This is a genomic window from Mycoplasma aquilae ATCC BAA-1896, from assembly GCF_048074525.1.
Taxonomy (GTDB): domain Bacteria; phylum Bacillota_I; class Bacilli_A; order Mycoplasmatales; family Metamycoplasmataceae; genus Mycoplasmopsis; species Mycoplasmopsis aquilae.
This window is the reverse complement of sequence record NZ_CP182208.1, coordinates 773,830-798,531: the sequence shown is the minus strand read 5'-3', so window position 1 is coordinate 798,531 and position 24,702 is coordinate 773,830. Positions and strand designations below refer to the sequence as shown.

18 protein-coding genes and 1 tRNA gene are annotated in these 24,702 nt (G+C 29.4%); 14 read left to right on the top strand and 5 right to left on the bottom strand.

All coding sequences use genetic code 4. The features are described 5' to 3' along the window. Positions 1-1,103 precede the first annotated feature (1,103 nt). The 11 genes from ACM0IS_RS03325 to ACM0IS_RS03275 all read left to right on the top strand — a co-directional run bounded on the left by ACM0IS_RS03325 (position 1,104) and on the right by ACM0IS_RS03275 (position 15,609). Entirely contained in the window at positions 1,104-2,897 is a 1,794-nt protein-coding gene (locus tag ACM0IS_RS03325; protein ID WP_416756095.1) for an ABC transporter ATP-binding protein, read from the top strand. Next, on the top strand, positions 2,887-5,028 hold the full coding sequence (locus tag ACM0IS_RS03320) for an ABC transporter permease subunit (protein ID WP_416756093.1): 2,142 nt from the start codon (positions 2,887-2,889) through the stop codon (positions 5,026-5,028). The genes ACM0IS_RS03325 and ACM0IS_RS03320 overlap by 11 nt, the downstream gene beginning before the upstream one ends. 1 nt (position 5,029) lies before the next feature. Beyond that, entirely contained in the window at positions 5,030-5,992 is a 963-nt protein-coding gene (locus ACM0IS_RS03315; protein WP_416756091.1) for an ABC transporter permease, read from the top strand. A 179-nt stretch (positions 5,993-6,171) separates the two neighbouring features. After that, positions 6,172-7,419: an HAD family acid phosphatase gene (locus ACM0IS_RS03310; RefSeq protein ID WP_416756090.1), complete on the top strand. Its 1,248-nt coding sequence runs from the start codon at positions 6,172-6,174 to the stop codon at positions 7,417-7,419. Between the two features lie 135 nt (positions 7,420-7,554). Next, positions 7,555-8,727: a hypothetical protein gene (locus ACM0IS_RS03305; protein ID WP_416756088.1), complete on the top strand. Its 1,173-nt coding sequence runs from the start codon at positions 7,555-7,557 to the stop codon at positions 8,725-8,727. A gap of 22 nt (positions 8,728-8,749) precedes the next feature. Further along, entirely contained in the window at positions 8,750-9,715 is a 966-nt protein-coding gene (locus tag ACM0IS_RS03300) for a DHH family phosphoesterase (RefSeq protein WP_416756087.1), read from the top strand. Next, on the top strand, positions 9,715-10,689 hold the full coding sequence (locus ACM0IS_RS03295; RefSeq protein ID WP_416756086.1) for a DHH family phosphoesterase: 975 nt from the start codon (positions 9,715-9,717) through the stop codon (positions 10,687-10,689). Before ACM0IS_RS03300 ends, ACM0IS_RS03295 begins: the two co-directional genes overlap by 1 nt. 293 nt (positions 10,690-10,982) lie before the next feature. Beyond that, complete coding sequence (locus ACM0IS_RS03290) at positions 10,983-11,702, top strand: DUF262 domain-containing protein (RefSeq protein WP_416756085.1); 720 nt, start codon at positions 10,983-10,985, stop codon at positions 11,700-11,702. Beyond that, a complete protein-coding gene (locus tag ACM0IS_RS03285) occupies positions 11,660-12,922 on the top strand; it encodes an HNH endonuclease family protein (RefSeq protein ID WP_416756083.1) in 1,263 nt (420 codons plus the stop codon). The genes ACM0IS_RS03290 and ACM0IS_RS03285 overlap by 43 nt, the downstream gene beginning before the upstream one ends. Before the next feature lies 1 nt (position 12,923). Then, the gene (locus ACM0IS_RS03280; RefSeq protein WP_416756082.1) at positions 12,924-14,936 is read left to right on the top strand and encodes an MAG1210 family protein; all 2,013 of its coding nucleotides are present in this window, start codon (positions 12,924-12,926) and stop codon (positions 14,934-14,936) included. 1 nt (position 14,937) lies between these two features. Continuing rightward, a complete protein-coding gene (locus ACM0IS_RS03275) occupies positions 14,938-15,609 on the top strand; it encodes a LemA family protein (RefSeq protein WP_416756080.1) in 672 nt (223 codons plus the stop codon). Positions 15,610-15,806: 197 nt separating this feature from the next. Here the strand turns inward: ACM0IS_RS03275 and ACM0IS_RS03270 are convergent, their stop codons facing one another. The 3 genes from ACM0IS_RS03270 to gltX all read right to left on the bottom strand — a co-directional run bounded on the left by ACM0IS_RS03270 (position 15,807) and on the right by gltX (position 20,210). Next, positions 15,807-18,182 carry a 5'-nucleotidase C-terminal domain-containing protein gene (locus ACM0IS_RS03270; protein ID WP_416756078.1) on the bottom strand — a complete coding sequence of 792 codons (2,376 nt, stop codon included), beginning with the start codon at positions 18,180-18,182 and terminating at the stop codon, positions 15,807-15,809. A 182-nt stretch (positions 18,183-18,364) separates the two neighbouring features. Next, complete coding sequence (locus ACM0IS_RS03265) at positions 18,365-18,799, bottom strand: hypothetical protein (protein WP_416756077.1); 435 nt, start codon at positions 18,797-18,799, stop codon at positions 18,365-18,367. Further along, positions 18,789-20,210, bottom strand: a complete 1,422-nt coding sequence (gltX, locus tag ACM0IS_RS03260) for a glutamate--tRNA ligase (protein WP_416756076.1) — start codon at positions 20,208-20,210, stop codon at positions 18,789-18,791. The genes ACM0IS_RS03265 and gltX overlap by 11 nt, the downstream gene beginning before the upstream one ends. A 406-nt stretch (positions 20,211-20,616) precedes the next feature. On the opposite strand from gltX, the gene ACM0IS_RS03255 reads away from it, so the two are divergent. Then, a complete protein-coding gene (locus ACM0IS_RS03255; protein ID WP_416756075.1) occupies positions 20,617-21,177 on the top strand; it encodes a hypothetical protein in 561 nt (186 codons plus the stop codon). Between the two features lie 441 nt (positions 21,178-21,618). Here the strand turns inward: ACM0IS_RS03255 and ACM0IS_RS03250 are convergent, their stop codons facing one another. Continuing rightward, entirely contained in the window at positions 21,619-22,308 is a 690-nt protein-coding gene (locus ACM0IS_RS03250; protein ID WP_416756074.1) for a DDE-type integrase/transposase/recombinase, read from the bottom strand. Then, positions 22,293-22,649 carry a hypothetical protein gene (locus ACM0IS_RS03245; RefSeq protein WP_416756072.1) on the bottom strand — a complete coding sequence of 119 codons (357 nt, stop codon included), beginning with the start codon at positions 22,647-22,649 and terminating at the stop codon, positions 22,293-22,295. Before ACM0IS_RS03245 ends, ACM0IS_RS03250 begins: the two co-directional genes overlap by 16 nt. A gap of 233 nt (positions 22,650-22,882) precedes the next feature. On the opposite strand from ACM0IS_RS03245, the gene ACM0IS_RS03240 reads away from it, so the two are divergent. Both ACM0IS_RS03240 and ACM0IS_RS03235 read left to right on the top strand, forming a co-directional pair. Then, a tRNA-Lys gene (locus ACM0IS_RS03240) sits at positions 22,883-22,958 on the top strand. 156 nt (positions 22,959-23,114) lie between these two features. Continuing rightward, complete coding sequence (locus ACM0IS_RS03235; RefSeq protein ID WP_416756071.1) at positions 23,115-24,626, top strand: YitT family protein; 1,512 nt, start codon at positions 23,115-23,117, stop codon at positions 24,624-24,626. Positions 24,627-24,702: the final 76 nt, after the last annotated feature.

The window sequence follows — 24,702 nt, the reverse complement described above, 5'->3', positions numbered from 1 at the left end:
ATGCAATGGAAATATAGTTCTTCTTCATTCATCATCAAATATTGCATAGTTTTTACCACCCTATCTAACAACACCATTTAATATTTTTCTATTTACTTTGATATCAGCTCTTCAATTATCGCATCTTGTACCTTCGATATTAAAAAACTGATTGCTTATTTAATACTCTTTTTTGCCTTGTACTGAAATAGTTTTTAAACCCATCTGCATTTGTTTTAAGACCTGGTAAAGTTCTTAAATTATTTTTATAAATAAATTTTGTTTATTTATCTAAAGCACATCTAAATGGTCTTTAACATGAGGCCTATGTTTAAAATCGTTATAGCTTAAGTTTCTTAACCTTTTTCATTTAAATTCTTTTCAAATTGTATTTCAGTATAATCACTGACTTGAAATGCTGTTCTTTTATCTGCATAAATGAATTAGGAAATCTATATTATCTAAATGCAAACTCTAAAAGTCTTTGATGTCCTATATTAGTTTCTTCATTTTAGAATCTTACTGCAAGAGAGGCATACCAGTTGCATCATCAATTGAATGATATGAATATAGTTTCTCTTCATTAATCTTTGACTATCTCGCAAATTTTAAATTTTTACTTAGATGTAATATCTATCTACTAATTTTATTTTTATGAATTATCGATTCAATATTATTAAGAAGCAAGAGCACTTTTCTTATAGCTTTCCCTTGTATTTTTGTACTTCATTTTTGATATAGATCATTTTAAAACCGAGCTTTTTAAATCTTTCAACTAACTGTGCATATGATATTTTAGATTTATATTAAAGGAAAGGCTTAAAATTTCATTAGTACAGTCAAAATTTGAAGCAATAATTTCATTCTTTCTTTTTTGCTTAATTAGTATTTTGTAAATGTTTTTATTTTGTGTATATCTGTTTTTCAATTCATATAAGAAGTATATAAATAACTATTATTTTTGAGAGGGGGTGACAAAATAAATCTTATTTCAGGGGGTGACAAAATAAATCTTATTTCACAAATTTCCTTATTTCAAGGGGTTTTTAAAATGAAAAAATATTTTTTTATTGTATAATTCTAATAAATAAGGAAACTTATTTTTATTATTAGAAAAGAGGAAAATGAAAACAACTGTTAACGCTATTGAATTCATTAATATTTCTAAATCTTTTGGCTCAATTAAAGCCAACAGAGATATTTCCTTTTCTGTCAAAAAAGGTACAATCCATGCATTAATTGGTGAAAATGGTGCAGGAAAAAGTACTTTAATGTCAATTTTATTTGGTTTATATGAACCTGATGAAGGAATTATCAAAGTTAACGACAAGGAAGTATTAATCTCTGGTCCAAACGATGCTAACAAACTTGGTATTGGTATGGTTCACCAACACTTTAAACTTGTTGATGTATATACTAACCTTGAAAACATTGTTCTAGGTACAGAAGATAACAAAAAGTATTCAAGAGTAATCGACTATAAACCTGCAATCGAAAAAATTAAAACAATTCAAGAAATGTTTGATTTGCATTTTGATTTAAATCGTTTAACAGGAAAAGAAACAGTTGCAACTCAGCAAAAAGTAGAAATCATGAAAATGCTATATCGTGATTCTGAAATTTTAATTTTTGATGAGCCTACAGCTGTTTTAACTGATCAAGAGATCCAAGGTCTTTTAAATACATTCAAATTATTTAGAGGACAAGGAAAAACTATTCTATTTATTTCGCACAAACTGGCCGAAATTAAAGAAGTAGCTGACAATGCTACTGTTTTAAGACACGGTCAAGTAAAGGGTAACTTCAAAGTAGCTGATGTTTCAATTGAAGAAATGGCTAACCGTATGGTTGGTGGTGAAGTAGAAGTTGCAAGAAACACATATTCAGACACTTCAAATAATGAAGTTATTTTAAGTTTAAGAAATGTTACAACAAATGGCGAAAAACCATTACATAATTTATCTTTAGACATTAAAAAAGGTGAAATCGTTGCCATTGCCGGGGTTGAAGGTAATGGTCAAAGAGATCTAGAATATGTAATTAGTGGTATGATTAAACCTGTTTCCGGGGACATATTATTAAAACAAACAGATTTAATAAAAGAAAAATCTAAAGATGTGTACAAAAAGAAGAAACTTAAAAACATATCGCTATTTATAGGGATACTATTAATGGCCTATATATCTTTAGTTATGTTCTTTTCACCAATAAATGAAATTTCACAAAAAACAATTCTTTACATTTTAGGTGGTACTTTTGCTACATTTGGATTGATTTTAGCAATAGTATTAATTATTGAAATTGTGAAAGAAATAAAAGGAAGCAAGAAATCTGATCAAACATTTATTGAATTAAATCAATTAAGTGTAAAAGAGATTTCCGAACTTGGATTAAGTTTCATCCCTAGTGATAGACATAAGCACGGTTTAGCTCTAGACTATACAATTAAAGAAAATACTGTTTTACGTAGATTGTGAGATAGAAAATACAATCGCTTCGGTATTTTTAAAGATAGATCAATTATTGATGAAACAAAAGATATTATCGAAAAATTCGATGTGCGTGGTGCTAGAAATGGATATTCACAAGCACGTTCACTTTCAGGTGGTAACCAACAAAAATTCATAGTTGGACGTGAAATGAATTCACCACATGATTTCATTTTAATTCTTCAACCAACACGTGGATTGGATGTTGGTGCAATTAAAAACATCCACGAAAGAATTTTAAAAGAAAAAGCAGCTGGAAAAGCTATACTTCTAATTTCATATGAATTAGATGAAGTTCTTGCCTTAGCTGATAAAATAGCTGTTCTAAACACAGGTGAAATAGTTGCATGTAAAGATGCAAAAGATCTAACACGTACAGAAATTGGACTATATATGGCTCACAAGGGAGGAGAAGAAAATGACAAATAGTTTAAAACAACCAAATAGTTTTTCAAAAGCAATTGTTTCTTCTCTTGAAAAGACTAGAAAATACTTTATGTTTGAAGATAAAAAATCAAACAGAAGAAAATTCTACTCTTCATTATGAGCAGTTGTTATTGGACTGTTTTTAGCAAATATTTTATATTATGCAGTAGGCTCAAGTACATCAAATGGTAGTTTAAACTTCTTTTCTTTCTTTATTGATGTATTTAATTTCGCGACTGGACCATCAACTTTTAGAAATACTATTATATTCTTTATAGTATTCTCATTTTCTGGATTAGCCGTAGCTATTGGATTCAAATCCGGATTATTCAACATTGGTGTTCCTGGCCAAATGTTACTTCCAGGTGTCATCTTCTTTGCTGTTTTAATCAGCTCTAGACTTCCAAAAGATGACATTTCAGCTTCATATCTTGTTGGTATGTTCTTCCTTTCAATTATTGTAGGGGGAATTGCAGGTGGACTGTCAGGGGTTTTAAAAGCCTTCTTCAATGTTCACGAAGTTATTTCAACGATCTTCATTAACTGAATTATCACATTTATTTCAATTTGAGTTTTCACTTCTACAAATAATGTTTTATTTAGTGCAGATTCACCAAGTAGTTACATTAAACAATGATTAAACCCACCTTTTGGAACAAGTGTTATATTTATTTCTAATGAATTGGTTAACAAATTTATTTATTTTGGTATAGCATTTGTTGTGTTTCTAATGCTAGCAATTTGATTTATCTATTCAAAAACTACATTAGGATACAAAATTAAAATGGTCGGTCTGAACAAAACTAATGCTAAATATGTTGGTATAAATGAAAAATTGATGATCATTTTAATTATGTTTGTATCAGGTGCCTTATCAGGTATTGCTGGTTTTTACTACATAGTTATTCAACAAAAGAAAGTGTCATTAGCTGCAGCACCATTGAATATTGGGTTTGACTGTATTGCTATCGCACTTATTGCATTAAATAACCCTATTGGAACTGTATTCACATCTATACTATATGCATTCTTAAATGCAGCACAACCAGGGTTCCAAGCAGTAAGAAGTATTTCTCGTGACTTTAGTCCTATTATTACTGGTCTTATCGTCTTTATGGCTGCTTTATCATTAATGTTCTATTCATTTAGACCATTAGAATGAATAAGAAAACAAGCAGTTCTAACATTCCATAAGGAATATTGAGAAAACTTTAAAATATATCACAGACTTGTTCACAAAACTCATAGACAAAAGGCTTTAGATAAACAAGTTATTTTTCTAACAAATCAATGAATGGATGAAAATTCAAAGAAAACTGATTCATTGATCAATAACGAAACTTTAGCAGCATATGATACAGATTCTATTAATGTTGTTAAATACTTATATAAAAAGCTTTATAAAAACGCAAGAAAAGAAAATAATGAAATTTTAGTAAATAAACTAAAAGAAGAATATGCAAATTACAAAAATTTCATAAAACAAATGATTGTTTCTTTCAAAAAAGAGTATGACAAAAATGTAGCTCAAGCAAAAACACAATTAAAAATATTAAATGCTAAATATGCTGCAAACATGAAAGAACTCAAAACTAATAATAAGGAACTTATTATTGAAATAGCTAAAAATAAAGAAGTTAGTCCTGAATTATCTAACAGAATCAATGCTTATTACTTTGAAATTAATAAAGTAACATCAGAATATGAAACTGAATATTTCGAACTACTAGGAAAAATTAAAAATATTACTTATCATAAAAAAGTGCATATTGCAGCTAAATCAATAAAAGTTCGTAAAAGTGAATATAAATATTTATTGAAACAATATGAAAATAAAGTTTCAAAATTACTTATATTATTAAAAAATAAATCTCCAGAAGAAAAAATGAATATTTATGATGAGATTTCTAAATTAAAATTCGAACTATATAAAAATAAAGATAATTTAGGTCTTAACAAACTTATTGAATTAAAAAATATTCAAAAAGCTGAAAAGAGAAACTCAAAACAAATCTACAAATCACTTAAGAATAGAATCTTTAATGATTTCCATGAAAAATACTTTAAAACACCATATCATAACTTTGTTATGAAATATGTGCCTATGTTAAATGAAGAAGGGGAGGCAATTTAATATGGCTGATATAACTCCAATTATCACTTATTTTATTTTCTTCTTTTTATTATTAATGCTTGGTACTATTTCAGGTATTTTCTCAGAAAGAGCAGGTATCGTAAACATCGCAATCAATGGTTTCATGGTATTTGGTGCTGTTATGTACCTAGCATTTTCAGTATTAATAACAAATATTATTTTCCCTAATTCAAAAGAAATCTATTCTTCACCTTATTGACAAATACCTCTTACACTTGTGTCGATGCTAGCCACAATGGTATTCTCACTATTATTTGGATTTGCAACAATTAAATTAAAAGCTGAACAAACAATCTCAGGTTTTGCTATTAACGTTTTTGCTACTGGTATTGCATCAATATTAATTCTTGTATTAACAAGGTTACAATTATCTGGTAACTTTGTCCAATTGATGAGAAATGAGCTAGCATTAAATGCCTCATTTGCAAGTTATGGAAATATAGTTTCATTTAAAACATTTGTATCTGTTTTCACAATTATTGCATCATGATTTGCATTAAGAAAAACAAAATGAGGACTTAGATTCAGAGCCATTGGGGAAAACCCTCAAGCAGCTGATGTGGCTGGAATTAATGTTAACAAAATTAAATGAGAAGCAGTATTATTAGCTGGTGCTATTGCTGGTCTTGCTGGTTCATTCTATGGAGTAGTTAACCCAGACTCATTATCCGCTACAAAAGAAGTTAACGGTTATGGATATTTAGCTCTTGCAATTATGATTACATCAAGATGAAAGATCTCAATTTCATTAATTGTTTCAACATTATTTGCTGCTTTAATGTCATTATCATACTATGGTGTAAACTTATTAAATGCAGGAAAATATGGAGACTTATTAAAAACAATACCTTATGTAGTTACACTTGTAATTATGGTGTTCACTTCAAAATCAAATGTTGGTCCTGCAGCAGCTGGTATCCCATATGATAAATCAAAACGTTAAAATTTGATTTTAAAGAATGTTTAGGCAATGCCTAAGCATTTTTTTGTGGAAATTTCCACAAATACTCACCAATATATGGAAAATTTTTACCTTTTCCACATTTGCACCGAGTTTTATGATACAAAATATTGCAAGTAATACAATAAAGGTGGGTGGGAAGCCCAAATGAAAGGTAAAAAATGAATAAAATTAAATCAGTATTATTATCATTCGCTGGTGTTTCAGCAGCTGTATTGCCTATTGTTGCTTCATCATGCAACAATACTGAAGATGCAGATAAAATTAAAAAATTAGAAGATCAAGTAAAAGGGCTACAAGCAGACGTACAAACAAAAGAAACTGCTTTAGCAGCTGCACAAGCAGATGCTGCTGCTAATAAAAAGCAAGCTGATGACTTATTAAGCAAACGTGGAATGACTCAAGAAATTACATCAGACTTATGGAACTCATTCTCATCAGAAAAATATGTTACAGGTGTTCAAACATATAGACTTGCTAAAATTGCTTTTGACGCAATGATCAAACAAGACAATGTATCTTTAGATAAAGTTAATACAACAGGTGACACAATTACTGTTGGTGCCACAGATGAAGGAAAATTCATTCCAGTAGTATGAATGGACCTAGATGATACAGTTTTAAACAATTTCTTATATCAAAACTGGTCAGTTGTAACAAATCAAACAGAATTTAGCTCATCAGATTGAACAAAATATGTAAACACTGCAACAGCTAAAGAAGTTGCAGGTGCAATTGAATTCATTAAATATGTATGATCTAAAGGTGGAGTTGTAATGTTCAACTCAAACAGACAACAAGTTTCAGAAATGCAAGGAACAGTTAAAAACCTTGAAAATCTTGGACTAGACAAGAAATACATGCCAGATTGAATTTGATTCATGGCAGGCGCAAACAAACCATCAAAAGAAGCTCCTTATAGTTTTGCAAACAGAAATGTAAAAGTTAGCAAAGAAGAAAGAATGCACTATGTAAATAATACAAAATTACCAATTGGTGACAATCAAGTGCAATTTAAGTCAATAGTTAGAATCGGAGATGATATTTCAGACTTTAACGACAACTTTACAAAAAGAAAGATTGATGGTAAGTTTATTAAAGCCAGCCAAGTTATTGATGGTCTTAAATCAACTGACACAACATATGGAAAACTATTTGTGAATACAGATACTACTGTTAAAGGTACATACTTCAACCCTACAACAAATACATGAGAAGCTGAAACTCAAGCAGAAAGTTATGTATTAGTATCTGGAAACGAAAGTTACGGTACATGAGTAAGACACTTAATGGATGGTGGATACTCAATCGACTATACTAAAGCTATTGAATTATTATCTTCATGACAATTTAACCCAGATGCTCCATCAGTTGTAACAACCCCAGCTACAACTCCAGCAGGTAAATAGTCTAATTTAGTTACATTAAAATGCTATTTAAAAATATCAATACAATTATCCTTGTATAATAAATCATATATATTCCTCATTTATGGGGAATATTTTCTTTGCCTTTGAAACTGATAAATGTAGTACAATTAAAATATGTTTAAACACTTCAAAAAATTATTATTTATAACACCAATTATTACTACAATTTCATTGCCAATGGTTTCGTTAGCGTGCACCCCTCAACAGCAATATATTGATGCTGTTGATAGTTGAAATAAGCTTAGTGATCAATTTGAAACAAAAGTGCAAAAAGGAGAAAAACAATACTATTATTTAGTTATAGCAATGAAAAATGCAGCTTCATTTTATAATAAAGGAAATGAGCTTTCGTTCCAAGCTGGAGGGCACTTTTCAGCTAATCAATATTTTCAATTAGTAGCGCAAATTGAAGCAAAAAAGAAGTATGTTGAATTAATGGCGCAAGCCTTAGCAAAAGATCCTAAGATGTACAATGCACAAACATTAGATATCATTTCACTCTATAAGCTAATTTATACAAATAATTCAAATGATTCTTCACTTGGCTCATTGGATTCTCTTGGTAAAAAGATTTTTGATATCTGAGAGTCAGACAACGAATCAGTTGGATTAGTTAGTGATATAGTTCAAGCAAGTAAAACTTATAAAAGTAATCTTGAAACTATAAATAACATATGAGATAGTATTTCTGCATACTCATATGTAAAAGAAAATGCTCAAATAAAAAGTCAACTTAAGACTTTTAAGCAACTAATTAGATCTCCAATGGAAGCCGATGAGACTAAGTGAAATAAAATTGATCTCGCTAGTGATGTACTAAATAATGTAGCTGATAGTTATCACTTAGCAATAGTAAGCTTAAATAATTTATTTAACAATTCTGATTTTATTAACTCACTAAATCCAGAACAAAAAGAACAAGTTAAGCTTTACCAAGATAACATTGCTAAGATGGAAAATAATGCTAGACTTGCTTACTTACAAGCTACATTAGTAAGTAATTTAAATCAAATCTTTAAAGACATTTATTTAAAGATCTTATTTACCTTTTATCAAACTGATAAATTTGATAACATTTTATCTACTAGCACTTATAACAAAATAATTACAACACTAGTTAAAAGTTATAAAGCTTATCTAACTCTCTCTTTAGCGCTTAACAATAATCAAGTTGATAGCGAGACTATTAAAAAAGTGGATGAATTTAAAGTAATAACATCTCAAGAATATAGTGAAATAAATGATAAAATTAAAGAGTATTTAACTAATAATATTTCAAAGAATTAACATAAAATAGAAAGGAAATAAAATGATTATAGGAAATTCAAAAGTTGCGATTGACGCAATTGAAAAATACGATAACATTGTTATTTTTCACCACATTAGACCTGATGGTGACTGTTTAGGGTCACAAGCTGGTCTAGCAGAATTAATTAGAACAAATTACCCTAATAAAAAGGTATTTACACCAGGAAACAACTTACACTTATTTGACTTCATGGGATATCACTTTGATAAGATTGAAGACATTGATTTTACTAACTCATTAGCTATTGTAGTAGATGCTTCTAGTGGGGATAGAATTGAATGTGCTGAGTTATTATATGAAAACAGAACTACAGCTAAGTTAAGAATCGATCATCACCCTAATGGAGCTGATATTGATTATGACTACAACTGAATTGATGAACACTATGTAGCTGCAGCAGAAATGATTGCTCAAATTGCTTATGATGGTAATTATACAGTGACAGAAAAAGCTGCATCACACATTTATTTAGGAATCAATACTGATTCAGGAAGATTTTTATATCCAGATACATCAGCTAGAACACATCGTTTAGTAGCTTTCTTAATGGATACTGGATTCCATCCAGCAGATATCTTAAGAGAACTTTCAAAACGTACATTTAAATCAATTAAATTTGTAGGTAAGATTCTTTCTGAATTTAAAAAAGAAGGTAGAGTTCTATACTACGAAATTGATGCTGATACATTAAAGAAATATGACATGGACTCTTTCGAAGCAGCTCAATATGTAAATGAACTAGCTAACATTGAAGATAACTCATGTTGAGCATTATTTATCCAACTTGAAGATGGTAAAGTACGTGGACGTTTAAGATCAAATGGGCCACTTGTAAATAAAGTTGCAAACCAATTTGGTGGTGGAGGGCATGATAATGCTGCAGGTATTACAATTGATTCATGAGATCAAGTACCTGAAGTATTAGCAGCATTAAACCAAGCTATCGTGGAATGAGAGGCTAAATAATGGTTATTGGTAGTTTAGAATTAGTTACTAAAGAACTATACAAATATGACTCTATTGTTATTTTTCACCACATTAGACCTGATGGTGATTGTTTAGGATCGCAATTTGGACTTAAAGAATTACTTGAAACTAACTTCCCTAACAAGAAAGTTTATGCCATTGGAGATGCTAAGGGTTCATTCCCATTTATGAACCTTGTTATGGATCCAATTCCTAGTGATGAAATTTTAGCTAACTCACTTGGAGTTGTAGTTGATGGAGGAGATAAAGAAAGACTTGAATGTAGAGAAGTTTTAGATAAAAATATCTTTAAACAAGTGATAAGAATTGATCACCACCCTAATAGTGATGATTTAGGAGATGATACTATTAGATGAGTTGACTCTTCTTATATTGCTGCTGATGAAATGATTACAGATATTGCTGTAACAAACCAATGAAAAATTACTCAAAGAGCAGCTAACTTATTATATTTAGGAATCAATACTGATTCAGGAAGATTCTTATTTGATAAGACTTCGGCTAGAACTTTAAAACTAGCTGCTAAACTTTATGAAGCAGGATTAGAAGCTGACTTTATTCACAGAAACTTAGCTACTGTTACTTTAGATGATTTAAAATTCAATGCTTGATTAATGTCAAGCCTTAAAACTAGAGATGGTGTTGCTTACATTCAAAATGATTTAGCTTCTACAAGAGCAATGGGTAAAACTCCACAACAATCAGTTAGAGTTAATGCAATTGCTAATATTGAAGGATATCCATTCTGGGTTCAATTTACTGAAGAAGAAAATGGCAAAGTGCGTGTTGAATTTAGATCAAATGGTCCAATTGTTCGTAATGTAGCTGTTAAATGAGGTGGTGGAGGTCACGAAAGAGCTTCAGGAGCTGTTATTGACTCTTTAGACTTAGCGGAAGCTGTTATTGATGACTGTATTGCTGAAGTAAAACGTTACCAAGCTGAAAATAAGTAAGAATTTATTTCATTAACACTGGCATAAGCTGGTGTTTTTTTGCATTTTTAAAAAGCTATTTTTAAAACAAATGGAAATATATACAGCAGGCCTGTCTTAGATTATTCATTTTTTAAAAATTTTCATATTTGCCTATTTTCTAGGCTTATTTGTACATTTCGTTCCAATTTGCTTCTGTTTTTTTTTTTGTTAATCTAATAGTGTAAAGGAGTGTCTAAAAAATAAAGATTTTTTATGTATAATAAAAAATTACCTTTAAAAAACAACAATACTATTAGACAATAAAAAAATCTATGGAAAATAGTGAATTTCTTATTAAACAAACGTATGTAAAGAAAATTTTTAATGACAATAAATCATATATAGTTCCTTCATATCAAAGAGCCTATGTTTGAGGAAAGGATGAAATCACTGAATTACTAGATGATTTAGAAGACTTTTTTATTCAATCATATAAAGGGCCTGATCAATCAATTAATGATTATTATTTTATTGGATCAATCCTCCTGTGCTCTATTGAAGGCAAATCGTCTAAATATTACATATTAGATGGACAGCAAAGACTTACTACAATATTAATTATTTGATTATGTCTTATTGACTTAATTGTTAAGACAGGGCTAGATAAAGATGATCAATACAATTTTGATGAGGCATTAGATGAAAATAAGTTAGCTTACATTAATGAAAAAATGGGAGCTATGAAATCTAATACAAGAAAACGTTGTCGTATTACATTTGAAACTAGAATAGAAGTTAATGATGTGCTTTTAAAATTAATTCATTATGCGCAAAAAGGCCAAATTGAAGAATTTTTAAGTGACAGTGATGTTAAGAACCTTACTAAAATAGAACCAACTGTGAAGTCTATATATCACGGAGTCAAATATATACAAGCATATATTAAGCAAAACAAAGAAAACTATAAGATAACAGTATATATAATGATCCTGTTAAGTTATATGAATTTATGTTTACATTATTATGAGAAAAAATTTCTTTTGCAGAGATAGATGCTAATTCTTTAAATGATGCATATAAACTATTTACAGTAATTAATAATCGTGGAGTTAAATTATCTAACTCAGACATTATTAAAACAATTAACTTACAAGCAATTTCTTCTGATGGAGATGATGAAAAAGTTAAATTGTATGCAAAAAAATGGGAAGAAATAGAAAAATATTTCTCAAGACCAGAATGTAAAGCAACTAAGCTAAATTTAGATTTATTCTTAGAATTGATTAAAACCATTTATGTTAAAGAGTCAGGTCAAAAATCGCTATATGCTTGATATGAAGAAGATATTTTTAAAATCAAGAACAGAGATAAAAGTAAACCTTTAGTTAATGTTGGAAAAGAATTTATTGATAAAATGGTTAAATTCTTTAACATTTACAAGACATATATCGACTTGCAAAATAACCAATCTCAAGGAAAAGATGTTGAATACCAAAATACAATAAAAATAATGAATAAATATATTAATGACAATATTTGAAAATCTGCTGTTCTAATGTTTGTTGATAAATTTGAAGACGAAATAAATGAATCTAAAGAAGATTTAAAAACAGAATTTATTAAACGCTTAGAAAATTACTATACCTTCTTTTGAATCACGTTACAAACTCGGACACAAGCATTTACTCAATTGGCTAAAATATTGAAATTAATAGAAAGATCTAATTCAGCTAGAGAAGTTTTAGAAAGTGAACTTTGATATAAAGAGTACAGCTCGAAGGAATTAAAAGAATCCCTACAAGGAAATATCTATAAACTAAAATATCGTTCATATATTTTGTTTAGATATGAAAAAATTCTCTGTGGTAATAAGTCAATAACCGAATCTGGTGATAAGGTTACAATCGAACACATTCTCCCTCAAAAAATGGAAGGGGAATGAAAGGAATATTTTTCATCTGTAGAGCATGAAGAATACCTACACAAAATTGGTAACTTAACAATTTTAGATCTTAAAGACAACTCTAAACTATCAAATAATAATATTGAAGAAAAAATTAGCTTTATAGAAAAGGAATTTAAAGATTTTCTAATAACTAAACAATTTATTTCATACATAAAGCAAAACAGTGAAAGAGAAACTCTACCAAATGGTAGTGTCGAAGAAAAACTTGTGTGAACACCTCAGCTTATCACTGATCGTGGTGAAAAAATGATTAATGAATTGTTAAAGGATTACGAAAAATTTAACAAAAAGAATGGAGAATTTTAAAATGGAGATTGAAAACGTTATAGACGATTATAAAACAACTTATCAGCCCAAAATTAATGATGAAGTAGAAAAATATTTTGACTACTTAACTGAGAAATCTGAAATAAATCTTGATGAAAGTAAGGAAATATCAGATAAATTTAAAAAAGAAAGTCAGGAGTTTAATGTTGCATCAAAAAAGCAAAGAATAAGTAATGGATGAAAAAAGACAGCTATTATTCAATTGGTATATAGCTTATTAATATCTGGATTTTTAATAATTGTGTTTATGATGGCTAAAGCTGGCGAAACTGGTTTTAGTGAAGATAAAGAGTTATTATCCAACTTTGGTACAATATGCCTTTTTGTAGGATTTGTATTTCTATTGGTTGGCTCACTTGTTTGAAGTTTTAAGTTAGGTGACAAGATGCGGGAAAAACAAGGAAAGCCTAGACTATTCAAAAAAGAAATTAGTATTATAACTTGTATAAACTTAACAATTAACTCGATTTTAGCATTTACAACTTTTTTTAGTATAGGGTTATGTTTAAGTGTTGGTTCTGGGGAGTTAAAAATTGCAAAAATTCTTATAATTGTATTTTTAACATTATGATTAATTTTTATGGTTGCTGATATTGTAATGTGAATATACTTTTCAAAAGTTTCTAAAACAATTCAAGCTCAAGTGGATGAAATAGGAGCAAGATTATTTGCCACAAATGAATTATTGAAAAATAATTTAAAACCACTTAAAAATCTAAGTACATTAGATGGAATTGAAAAAGAGATTGCTGATAAAATTTTCCCATTTATTAACTTAAATGTAAAGACAAGCCAAAGTGCAATGGAAGTTGCTAGCCTATGAGAAGTGGCTGCATCTTTAATTCCAAATAAAAGAAATAAATCTGTAAGATACGTAAAATCAGGTGTTTTAAATGGTTTCCCATTCTTATATTTATCTACAAAGAATATGAAATATGAAAATGTAACTTATAGAGGAACAATGCAAGTTACATATCTCAAAACACGTAAAGTGACTAGAAATGGAAGTTCTACAGTTGAATCATATAAGTACACTGAAACATTAGTAGCATATCATACAGCTCCAGCACCTAAATATTATGTTGAAGATGCCTTATACTACTACAATGATGCTGCTCCATCATTAAGCTTTACAAGAACACCTAATCATGCAGATGAATTTAATAAGAGCCAACTTAATAAATTCATTAAAAAGCAAAGCAAACTATTTGAAAATGAATATAAAAAAGCGATTAACAAAAACACAAGCTTCCAACCAATTTTAGGAAACCTAAAATTTGAGTCTTTATTTAACTGTTTAGATAGAGATAATGAAGCTGCATATCGTTTATTATTTACTCCACTAGCTCAAAAACAATATGAAAAATTATTATTAACTCGTGAGTTTTCAGATGGGGATAACTTCATTTTAAATAAACAAGGAAACTTCCATAAATTAATTAAACCTCAATTGTCACATGTAGAAGCAAAAGTTCCATTTGATCAATACATTGAATCTTTTGATAATTGAGGTCTTGGATATAATGAATTGAAAGAAGGATTCATTCAAGCTTATAGACAAGGTATGGAAAGTCTTTATAAGGCTCTAGTTCCTTTTATGGCTATTCCATTATATTTGGATCGTCAAAATAATCATGAATTAGTTAATAACTATACAGAAAATATTGCAGTAGAGCAATTAGAAGCTGATATTAACTCTATTAAGTCAGATTTTTATAGAGACGCCTTAAGACATGAAGATTCAACTGGCGAACAAATTTATTGTGTTTCAAATAAAACTCAAAATGGAAATCAAGTTAACTACTCTATTACTGCATATGGACACCAAGAAATACCAAGAATTGAGTATGTTACTGTAAAAGCAGGAAATGGTCAAAAATATCAAGTTCCTGTTGAATGAATTGAATATATCGAAGTTGAAAAAACAACAGATGAAAGTGAATTAATAAAAGAAGATACAGAAATTAATAATTTCTTAAATAAAGGAGAATAAAATGGCTAACGAGTTAGATGAATTAACAGGTCCAGTAAATGAAGAAGGACGTGATGTTAATGTTATTAATAAACAACTACCCGTTAAGGTAGGAGTGGGATCTACAATATTTCAAGTTTTTCTATGATTCCCATTAATTATCCCGGGGTTAGTGTTCTTATTTATGAAAATAAGTGCTGCTAACTATTTAAAGAGAATCCAACAAAAGATCCAACACAATGCATCTCAAGTTGATAACTTTATTGAACAAAGAGTAATTATTCTTGAAAATGCTGTAGGTATTGTAAATAAATCAATTAATCTAGATAAAGATGTAATGACAAAAGTTGCACAACTACGTTCAGGAGCTGAAGAACATAGCGAAGCAGAAAGAAGTGCAATAAACCAAAACGTAGATAGAATGTTTAGAGATATTCGTGTTCAAGTTGAACAATATCCTGAATTAAAAGCACAAGATACCTTAATGCAAGTGCTACAACAAAACAACTACCTACAAAAAGAAATTACAGCAGCAAGAGAAATTTACAACGATTCAGTATTATTATGAAACAGTGAAATTTTTAGATGACCTACAAAAATGATTGTTGCTGCTAAAGCTGGATATACAACTAGAATACCTTTCACTACAACAAGTGAAATGAAAGCTAGAGCTAGAGAAAATTTCTTTAATTAAGATCAATCCTAAGTACCCTAGTGGTACTTTTTCTTTTGCAATAAAAAAGCCTATGCCACAGGCATAGAATAATACGATAGTAGTCGGAAGCTAATTATTAATAAGGGACTATTTTGCCTAGTAATTGAAATGAATACAAATTAAAAAACTGCATTTCCACTTATTGCAGTAGGATTATGCAGTTTCATATTGATATTTTAGTCAGCTGTTGGAACTGGTTTTTCGCCAGCTTGAGCAGGTATGTTAACTATTTGTCCTTTTAGTGTATCTTTATTTGCGAATTCATCAAATGTTTTTTCAAATTTATTTGCGTCAAGTTGTGCTTCAGGTGTTAAGATGTGTTTTACAAATTTAATTGCTTCTTCAATTAAACTTTGTCCTTCATACATCAATTTAACTTGATCTTTATCTTTTACATAGTTAAGCATTGTGTAACCATCTCCACCTGCAGCTAAATAGTCATTTGTACAGATGTAGTAGTACTTGTTAGGATCAATATCTTTTCCATTAATCTTGATTGTTCCTTCTTTAGCTTTTCACATGTATTCTTGTTTTTGTGTTTTAGGGTTTAATTCCTTATTAATTTCGACTTCATATGTAACGTTTGAAGATAATTGTGAGAATCCACCTGATCTAGCTTTAGAAAGTCCATATTTAATAGCTTGTAAAGCTCTATCACCTTTAACTTGGATTACATTAGGTCTATTTCCAAATGGTGAAATTCCTCTCATTTTTCCATATGTAACTTCACCTTTAGTGATGTTTTCACGAAGTCCACCACCATTCATAAGTCCAAATGTATTATCTATAGTAGCAGCTTCAGCTCCTTCTTGTCCTTCTCATGCTTTGGTATTTAAATAATTTCATGCAGCAGCATTAGTAAATAACATACCTAAAGTTGTTGGCTCAACTCTACCTCTTCAGTATGGTACTCCATCAATGTTTATACTGTCTGTGTGTACAAAGTCCTGTGTAGATGTAAATACCACTTTGTCATTTTCAGCTTTGTAAATTTCTTCTAAAGCTTTTAAAAGTTTTTCGTTTGGACTTTCAGGGTCAACTACATCATTAATTGTAGCTACAGCAATTTCGTACATATCTCTAAGTACTTGTTTTTGGCTAACAATCTTACCTGTTTGTGTATCAAATTCAAGTTCGATATCACCTAGATATTTAGTGTAAGCTTCGGTTTGCGTTACATAAACATTTTCATTATCATTGTTATTAATGTGGATTAATGTGTGTGAGTGTCCATCTAAAATTAAGTCTAGTTCATTGTCAGTATGAGCAGCTAAATATTCAGAAGTTCAAGCAGCATTAGATCTTCCTTTTCCTAAGTGTGCAATACAAATAATAAAGTTAATATCTGGATGTTCTTGTCTGACTTCTGCTACAACTTTTTTAGATTCCTCTACTGGTTCTGTAAATTTAACTAGTCTTGAGTTTCTTGGGTGAGATGTAACACTTGTATCAGGGGTTGTGAGCCCGAAGATACCAACTTTAATCCCACTTTCTAGTTCCTTAACAATGTAAGGTTTGAAAGCACGTTGACCAACTTTGCTTGCGTCATAGCCTTCAACTGATTTTTGTTCTTCGGCTGATAATTCTTTATAGTAAATATTAGCTGATAAAAATGGCATAACTTCTTTTTCTTGGTTAAGTTCTGCATTAAGGTCTAAAATGTGTTTTAGTCCATAGTCAAATTCGTGGTTACCAACAGCCACAGCTTGATAACCAATGTTTTTAGCAATGTGAGTAATTGTTTTACCTTTATCAGTATCTGAAAGAGGTAATCCTTGAATCATGTCTCCAGCTGAAAGAAGTAAATCACGGGCTTTACCATTTAAATATTCTCCTGTGCGGATCATACCTGAGTAAAGTGAGTATTTTCCATCATCCATCTTAATTCTTCCGTGTTCATCGTTAGAGTGGAAAATTTTAATTGTTTTAATTCTTGAGTTAGCATCCTTTTCAGCTTTTCTTAAAAGATTGAATGCTTGGTCATGTTTTACACTTAAAGGTTGTAATTCATTTGTAACTCTAGTTTTAAGTTCGTTAATACCTTTAGTTTTTTCAGTTTCATCCTTTAGGCCTTTAACTTCTTTAAGTTTTAATGCTAGTTCTTTTAATTTAGCATCATATGCTTTAGAAGCTTCTTTGTATTGATCTTTAGCAACAGCTAAAATAGCATTTGCTGTAGCTGCTTTTTCAGCTTTTAATTTTTCTAATTGTGCTTGAACGTCTTTAAGTTGATCAGCACTTCCTTTAATATCTTTAAGTTGAGCTTCTAATGCAGCAATTTTGCTATCTAAGCCACTTTTTTCACCTTTTAATTTTTCTAATTGTGCTTGAACGTCTTTAAGTTGATCAGCACTTCCTTTACTATCTTTAAGTTGAGCTTCTAATGCAGCAATTTTGCTATCTAAGCCACTTTTTTCACCTTTTAATTTGTCTAATTGAGCTTTGATTTGATCTTTTTCAGGATCGTTACATGATACAACTGCTAATGGTAAAGTAATTGCAGTTACACCAAGAGGCATCAATTTTAAAAATCATTTTGTTCTGTTTTTCATATATGTTCTCCATAATTTTGCGTATTTGATTGAATACTACTTTGATTTTATAATAACCAGATAAAAGCAAAAATAAATAGATAATAAATGTGAAAATATATATTTTTTTCCACATTTATGTGAGAATTTCCACATTATTTACTCAAGAAAGATATAAAAAAAGCTAGTTTACTAGCTTATTATTATTCAGATAAAGTTAATGTTAAATCAAAATAACTAGCAGGAGCAGCATTATCTGGTGCACAGATAAAGTACTTAAATTCATACTTATTATCTTCCTTAAGGAATTCGGAACAATATGTACGCATATTTAACTCGTGTAGTTGTTTAGTTTTAGGATCTAAGAAAGTAACATTAACTTCACCAAAGGCATTGTGTTTGATTTGGACTGTGGTTTGATTGGTGTAAACCCAAGCTTCAGAATCATAAATATCAATCCGATTGGTTTCGTTATATTTTGGCTCTTTAAAAATCAATTCTACAGCTTGTTCTTCCTCGTTTCAGTTACGATTAACAGGTGCATCAAATTCAATAATTTGAATTGCTTCTTCATTAATCTTTTCTTCACCATTTTCTGTAAAAACAGGCTTAATTATAGACTTAAAATTAATTTTCATAGTGAGCTAATCTTTCTTTAATTACATCAGCACCAAATAGTCAAATAGCTTTAGCTAATTCAGGCCCGTGTGAAACGCAAGTAGCAGCAAGTCTAATTGGCATGAATAGATTCTTACCTTTAACTCCAAGTTCTTGTTGAGTTTGATTAATTGCTTCTTGAATACTTGAAATAGTAAAGATATTATTAGCTAAGTTAGCTTTTAAATATTTAGTAAATGTAGTAACTGTTTTTAAATCAGCTTCATTAAATTCTTGTTTTTCAAATGAAGGTTGCATGTATAAGTCTAAGTGAGATTTTAGTTCGCTTGTAGTAACTGCGCTAGATTTAAATGTTTCAACAAAAGTATCTAATCAGTCAGCATCAAAAGCACTAGCATCTAGGTTCATAAGTTTAATTAGCTTATCATTAGGTTCATTTTTAAGATATTGTTTTGAGAATCAATCCATCTTAGTAATATCAAATTTAGAAGGGCTTTTTGATAGTCTAGCAGGATCAAATTTTTCAATGATTTCAGCTTGAGACATCACTTCACTAGCATCTGCTGCTGTTCATCCAAGTAAAGCTAAGAAGTTGAAAATAGCTTCTGGAATATATCCTTCATTACGGTAGTCTTCAATAAATTGTTTAGTTTCTAAATCACGTTTTGAAAGTTTTTTACCTTCCATGTTAGTAATAATTGTCATGTGACCAAAGGCTGGAGTATCTCAACCTAAAGCTTGATATAAAGCAAGTTGTTTAGGTGTATTTCCAATATGTTCTTCACCACGTAAAATGTGAGTAATTTCCATATCATGATCATCTACTACTACAGCAAAATTGTAGGTAGGATATCCATCTGACTTAAAGATAACTCAATCAGCAATTTCATCAGAATTAAAGCTAATTCTATCTCTAACCATATCATCTCAAGCTAATTCAACATTTTTAGGCATAACTAGACGATATGAGAATTCACCAGCAGCATCTCTTTTTGCTTTTTCAGCATCAGAAATTTTTAGTCAGTTTTTGTTGTATCTAAAACTTGGAATTCCTTTAGCATCTGATTCAGCTTTTTGAGCTTCTAATTCTTCAGTAGTATCGTAAGCTTTATAAGCTAATCCCTTGGCTAATAATTCTTCTAGCACTTGGTTATATCTGTCTAACTTTTCACTTTGACGATATTTTCCATATTTAGGATTTGGATTAAGTGGACTTTCATCAGGTACAATTCCTAACCAAGCAAGGTTAAGAAGTTGAGATTCTTCACCACCTTCTACATTTCTCTTAACATCTGTATCTTCTAATCTAAAAACAAAGTCACCATTGTAATGTTTAGCAAATAAGTAACAGAAAAGGGCTGTTCTAGCTCCTCCAATGTGTAAATATCCAGTAGGACTAGGTGCATAACGTGTTCTAACTTTTTTAGTCATATATTCTCCTTTAAAGTAGTTAAATTATAAATTAATTTAGATATGTGTTATTAAATTTCTTTAAGGCTTTATTTACTCATTTTCAAGCAGAAAAAAGACTAATAATGCTTAAAACATTGACTACCATAGATTTTTTTATATTAGTTGTGAAAATTATTTGCTACTACACAACTGTTTAATCTAAATATGTTAAAAGAATATAATTAAATTAAGAAGTTATATAAAAATATCTATTTTTATATTTTTTAACAACAATTATTAAATACCTGAGTGATTGAATTAGTTAATTGATATAAATTCATTAGGCTATAACATAGGAATAAATGTGTTTTGCTATATTACAATGTATTTTGAAACCTAAATTTAGAACAATTATGAGGATCGAAATTAAAAAAAGGAGATTACAATGTTGCGTAAAAACTGATTAAAATTCTCAACTTTATGTGTCTATTTAGTTATCTTATTTTCCATTATAGTTACACTACCTGTGTATTTTATGGATTTAGCTCCAACACAATATAGCGGGCTGCCAGAAGGAATTCATAAAACCTACGGAACTTCAAGTGTACTATATATCTTTAAAGATTATGGCTTTTGATACATACTTGCTTTATTTATATTGCCAAATAATATTATCTATTTACGTTTAAACAAGAATAATTGATTTACATGCCTTCTTCCATTTTTTGCTGAAACTATCAACATAGAATATTCATTTACTTATAAAATGAAATTTATTACATTTCTATTTGTGTATGGTTTTATAGCAGTTATATTAATCACAGGAACTGTTTTACAATTTATGTTTATCTTTATGCCAACATATCCAATTAATTCTTTAACTGTTATGGCGTTGGTTGGAAGCATATTTATGGCTCTTAATATTTTCTTGTTCATCTGTATTCTAGTTTTTGATGGTTATCAAAAAATAACTTTAGCTAAAAGAAATGCTAATGTTGCTGCATAAGCGAAAACAAAAGTATGAATTTGTAAAATTTTAATTTAAAACAAATTATAGTCACAGTTTTTTAAAATCTAAATATGTGACTTTTGTTTAAGCATTAAAAACTTATGACTAATCAAACAAAATATAATTAAGGCATATTTAGCTTATATAAAAAGCATTTTCACTTGATACTTTATATATTAGGATAAAAATTTTAGACACATAGCGCCATATGATTAGAAATATCATATGGTGTTTTATATTCTAAATTTCTTTGTGGTCTTTCTGTGTTATATCAAAACACGAATGAATTAATTAAATTATAAACTATTTCATATTCTAAATTGGATGTATTATAAAAGTCAAAAAGTTCTCTTTGAAATATTGAAAATAAGAATTCTGATGGCCTATTTCTTAATGAATTGCCCTTTGGAGACATTGATTGAGCTATATTAAGAGACTTTAAAAATTTGAAAACATTTTGTTTGCATATTCGATACCATGATCAGAGTGAAAAACACTTGGTTTTATATTATATTTATCGATGCATGCCTGCAATAAATTTATACTTGCTTGTGCAGTTCTATCAATAGATAATGTTCAGCCAAGTATCGCACCAGAATAAGTTTCAGTAACCACATGTAAATAATGTCAAACACCATTTACTTTCACATATTTAATATCTGCATGTAAAACTTCTCCAAAATAACTTGAAACGAAATTTCCTTTAATCAAATCTGGAGCCCAAACTCTATCATATTTTTCTTCCTTTGGTGGTTTATCTTTTCTTCTATTTTTATATGCATTTGATTTATAACCCAAAGAATCAAAATTAATTCTAAAAGCATAAGTTGAAATTTTATGCCCTGTCTCATAGACGTATTTGTGAAAAAGTTTATCTCTTCCAATGACATTATTTGATAATTCGATTTGCGTTTTTAGCCAATCAATAACAGTATCATCTAAATATTGATTTCTTCTATCTATTTTTTCTGCTTTTTCATATGTGCTGTAAATAGATGTTCTGTTTACATGAAATACCTCAGCTGCTAATTTATTGTTATGAAATGATTGATTTTTTTGCTTTCTTTCTTTTATCTTTTGAATGATTACATTTGGATTAATACCATTTTCCTCTAATATTTCTTCCATAATTTCTTGATATAAATTTCTATCATGATCATCGAATTCATTAATGCTTCTACGTTTAGGTGGCCTACCTGATGCTTTCCCTTTTTAGAAGATTTTCCGGTTTGAGATTCTAATTTTGTCATATCAGTATTATATATGTTAATTCAATATTTGATATATTTGTATGCGTATCGATAAGGATTAACATTACGTTTTCTTCTGGCATATGAAGTGTATACGTCTTTGTATCTTTCTTCTCAAAATTCTTCAACAAATTCTATTTGAGCATACTCGATTCCTTTATTTAAAGCAAGATTAATATATTTTAATTTTTGTTCTACAGTGAATTGTTTTCTTGACATAAAAAACACATTCCTTTCTTAATTTTGGAATGTGTCTTAAAATTTTCTCCTAATATATTCACTTGATACTTTATTAGTTTTGTGTTTTTTAAAGCAAAAAATAAGACTTAAACATTATTTAGAAAGTATCTAATTATTAAGGCTATAAATTAGATAAAAGGGCATACTTGCTTGCTAATATAAAAAAGAACATTTTTTATTATCACATATAAAAAAAGTTCTATAATAATACTGCATCGTTAGCTCAGTCGGTAGAGCAGCTGGCTCTTAACCAGCGGGTCGCAGGTTCGAACCCTGTACGATGTACCATTTCATCTTTGATGACTAATTTTTGCCTAGTTAAGCTTTAACTAGGTTTTTAATTAAAATTTTAGTGATATAGGTGCTAAAAAGTAGTAGAATAAAAAGGATATTAGCTGTCGCTAATAATCTTTTTTATTTATTTTTTAAGGAAGGGAGGAAAAAATGAAGAATATCTTTTCTAAGAAAAAAGAAAAATCTCATGAAAGTGAATTTAACCAAGAAATGCATAATCTAGTTGAAGGATATGATCAAAGTGGAGCAACGCATATTCAAAAACGCAACACATTATATAAAAGAACTAGAATGTCTAACTTTGGACTTAAATTAAATCGCTTTTACTCACAAATGCCAATGTGAAAAATAGTAACAATTACTATAGTAACAGCTATTTTCTTTGGGGTTATCAGTGTTTTCTTTGTTAAGAACGTAGGTATTTATAACTTTGGTCTAGCTGCATTTGGACAATCTGCTGCCAAAATCATTGTGGTTAACTTAACAAAAGAACAAGTTTCTGAACCAGTAAGAAACCTTATTGACCAATTCGTTTTCTGGGTGGCTTACATTATCTTAAGTATTCCTATATTTGTGTTTGGATATAAAAAAGTTGGTAAGCTATTTACAAACATTACAATTTTATTCCTAGCAGTTTCATCATTAGTATCATTCTCAATCGGATTGATCCCAGGAGCTAATGCTGTTTACATTATTGGGGATTATTCAAACATTCACGTAAAGAACTTTTTATCAGACTACAAAAAATCATTAAGTAGCATTATTCCTATGCAATGAACAGGGGCTGATGCAGGTAATACAATTGCCTTAATGCTTTACTCAATCGTATATGGATACATGCTTGCTTACATTTTTGCAATTATCCAAATTATTGGTGGTACAGCCGGAGTTACTGGGGTTATTGGAGAATGATATGCTAATGCAAAACAAAAATCATTCGGTGCTATCTCAGGATACATGAACATTATTATTGTCTTTATAGCTGTTGCTATTGGGTCATGATTGCCAGGTTCATTGTTATTACAAGATGCTAAAACAAATATGACTGACGCTCAAACAGTGTGAGCTAAAAAATTAACAGACTTTCAATCTGATGCAGGAATAAAAACTGCAGAAGATCTTAAAACAGCTGTATCTGCAGCTGCAAAAAACATTAACGGAATTAATTTAACAAACTTTAATGAATTTAAGGATATAGATTGAAAAGCTGCATTTAATAATAAAGCTGACCTTGTAAATTACTTATCTTTAAGCAAGGATTTTGCTGCTGCAAATGAATTATTTAGCAAAGCTTGATCATTTGAATTATACTTATCACCAAACTTTGTTGCTACAATCTTAGTTAACGTTGTTTACATCATGATGCTTGATAAGCTATATCCTAAATTTAAACTTGTTCGTGTTCAAATCTTTACAAAGAATGCTGACTTGATCAGAGATATTATTAACAATGATAATAAAATTGTTACAGGTATGACTATATTCCCTGCAAAAGGTGGATATAAAGGTGAAGACCTTCAAGTTATTACATCTATCGCATTATTTAGACACGTGCTTCGTATTATTAAAGACGTACGTAAATGTGATGAAAATGCCTTTATTTCAGTTTCAGAAATCAAGAGCATTGATGGAAATATCTACTTACCTGAAGATAAATTCTAAAATTATAATAATAGAGCTACCTAATGGCAGCTCTTTTTATTTTAAATTTTAGTATAAAAAATCATGCATAGCATGA